The sequence below is a fragment of the Protofrankia sp. CiP1_Cm_nod1 genome (assembly GCF_920888515.1).
Lineage (GTDB): Bacteria > Actinomycetota > Actinomycetes > Frankiales > Frankiaceae > Protofrankia.
In genome coordinates, this window is sequence record NZ_CAKKTM010000055.1 from 1 (window position 1) to 2,604 (window position 2,604).

Here is a 2,604-nt window from a genome sequence, read left to right on the forward strand (position 1 = left end):
GACAGGGCCCGGGCCGTCCGCGCCGGCTGGCGACGCCGCGGCGAGCGCGGCCGCGGCCCGGATCTCCCTGGTCCCGACCGGGGTGGACAACCTGGCCGTCCGCGCGGCCCATGTGCTTGCCGCCCGTGCCGGTGTGCGGGGGGCGGCCGCCCACATGACCATGGCGAAGGGTATTCCGGTCGCGGCCGGGATGGCCGGTGGCAGCGCTGACGCGGCCGGTTCGCTGGTCGCCTTCGACGCCCTGTGGGGCACCGGTCTGGACAGGTCGGTCCTCTCCGAGCTCGCCGCCGGGCTCGGCAGCGACGTGCCGTTCCCACTCGCGGGTGGGACGGCGCTGGGTACCGGCCGCGGTGAGCAGCTCACGCCGGTGCTGGGGCGCGGCGAGTACCACTGGGTGTTCGCGCTGGCCGACGGCGGCCTGTCCACCGCGTCGGTCTACGCCGAGTTCGACCGGTTGTCACAGGGACGCCTGCGTACCGAGCCGACCCCGCCGGACGCGGTGCTGGCCGCGTTGCGCACCGGCGATCCGGTCGAGCTGGGCCGGGCGCTGGTGAACGACCTGCAGCCGGCCGCGCTGCGGCTGCGCCCGTCGTTGCGCCGGGTGCTGGAAACCGGCGTCGAGCTCGGGGCGGTCGGCGCCATCGTCAGCGGTTCCGGGCCGACCTGCGCTTTCCTGGCGCGGGACGCGGAGCAGAGCGTGGCTCTGGCGGCGAGCCTGGCCGGGATGGGTGTGTGCCGGGCGGTACGGCACGCGCACGGCCCGGTGCCGGGCGCGCGTGTGGTCGATCCGGGCGGCTCCAGCGGATGACCGCGCGCAGGAGCATCACCGCCGGACGGGACCGGCCGCCAGCCCAGGCAGCGCCGTCCCGGCCAGCACTGTCCCGGCCAGCACTGTCCGGGGCAGCCCAGGCAACGCCGTCCTTGCCGGCGCTGTCCTGGTTGGCGCCGTCTGGGTGGCGCCTTGGGACGAGCCGGCTGACGGCCCCGGGCCGCCGGAACGCTGGGTGACCGTCGGATGAGCGGCGTCCTGGTGACGATGGAGGCGGTGGTGGCCGCCTTCGGCACCCGCACCCTGCTGGACGGGGTGAGCCTGGGCATCGGGACCGGTGAGCGCATCGGGGTGGTCGGCCGCAACGGGGCGGGCAAGAGCACCCTGCTGCGGCTGCTCGCCGGCCAGGCCCGCCCGGATGCGGGCCGGATCGTGCGGGCTGGTTCCGTGCGGGCCGGCCTGCTGGCCCAGGACGACCGGCTCGCGCCCGACGCGACCGTGCGCCAGGCCGTGGTCGGTGACGTTCCCGACCACGTCTGGGCGGCGGATCCGCGGCGCCGGTCGGTGCTTGCCGGCCTGGGGCTGCTCGACCGGCTCGACGCCGTGGTCGGGCGCTCCTCCGGTGGTGAGCGCCGGCGCGTCGCGCTGGCCGCGCTGCTCGTCGACGACATCGATCTGCTGGTCCTGGACGAGCCCACCAACCATCTCGACGTCGAGGGTGTGGCCTGGCTCGCCGCCCACCTGCGGTCGTGGCGCGGCGGGCTGCTCGTGGCCACCCACGACCGGTGGTTCCTCGACGAGGTCTGCGAGCGGGTCTGGGAGGTCGTCGACGGCCGGGTGGACGCCTACGACGGCGGTTACTCCGCGTATGTGCTCGCCCGGGCGGAGCGCACGCGGCAGGCCGACGCCGCCGAGGCGCGGCGGCAGAACCTGCTGCGCAAGGAGCTGGCCTGGCTGCGCCGGGGCCCACCGGCCCGCACCAGCAAGCCGCGTTTCCGGATCGAGGCGGCCAACGTGCTGATCGCCGACGAGCCGCCCGCCCGGGACACTCTCGGCCTGCGCAGCTTCGCCGCCTCCCGTCTCGGCAAGGACGTCTACGACGTCGAGGATGTCACGCTGCGTATCGGCGACCGTGTGCTGCTGGCGGACGTGACCTGGCGGCTGGGCCCGGGGGACCGGGTGGGTCTCGTCGGGGCCAACGGCAGCGGCAAGACGACGCTGATGCGCCTGCTGACCGGGCAGGTGGGCCCGGACGCGGGCCAGGTGAAGGCCGGTAGGAGCGTGCGTCCCGCCCTGCTCGCCCAGGAGATCCACGAGCTGGACCCGGGCCTGCGTGCGCTGGAGGCGGTGGAACAGGCCGGCCGGGTGCTGGAGGTGGGCCGCGGCCGGGAGCTGACCGCCGGCCAGCTCCTGGAGCAGTTCGGCCTGCCCTCGGCCCGGCAGTGGACCCGCGTGGGCGATCTTTCCGGTGGGGAGCGCCGCCGGCTGCAGCTGCTGCGGCTGCTCATGCAACGGCCGAACGTGCTGCTGCTGGACGAGCCCACCAACGACCTGGATACCGACACGCTGACCGCGCTGGAGGACGTCCTGGACTCCTGGCCGGGCACGATCGTCGCTGTCAGCCACGACCGTTACTTCCTGGAACGAACCTGCGACACGATCTTCGCCATGTTCGGCGACGGGTCGCTGGTCATGCTGCCCGGCGGGGTGGACGAGTACCTCTCCCGGCGGCAGGCCGCCACCCGGGCCGAGGCAGCCGGCGCCCCGGCCGGACGCACCGCCACCGGACGCCCCGGCGGTGCCGCCGCCACCGCGGCGGGCGCCGTCGCCGGACC

The 2,604-nt window shown here is 75.5% G+C and carries 2 protein-coding genes and 1 pseudogene; all 3 read left to right on the forward strand.

The features are described from left to right. On the forward strand, nt 1–808 hold an 808-nt coding region (locus NBX02_RS03415), incomplete at its 5' end, for a 4-(cytidine 5'-diphospho)-2-C-methyl-D-erythritol kinase (protein WP_250289965.1). 228 nt (nt 809–1,036) lie between these two features. Continuing rightward, a pseudogene (locus NBX02_RS22900) lies at nt 1,037–1,487 on the forward strand (ATP-binding cassette domain-containing protein); the annotation flags it as partial. 152 nt (nt 1,488–1,639) lie between these two features. Further along, nucleotides 1,640–2,604, forward strand: a 965-nt coding sequence (locus NBX02_RS22905) for an ATP-binding cassette domain-containing protein (protein ID WP_445548238.1), incomplete at its 3' end; no start/stop codon positions are given.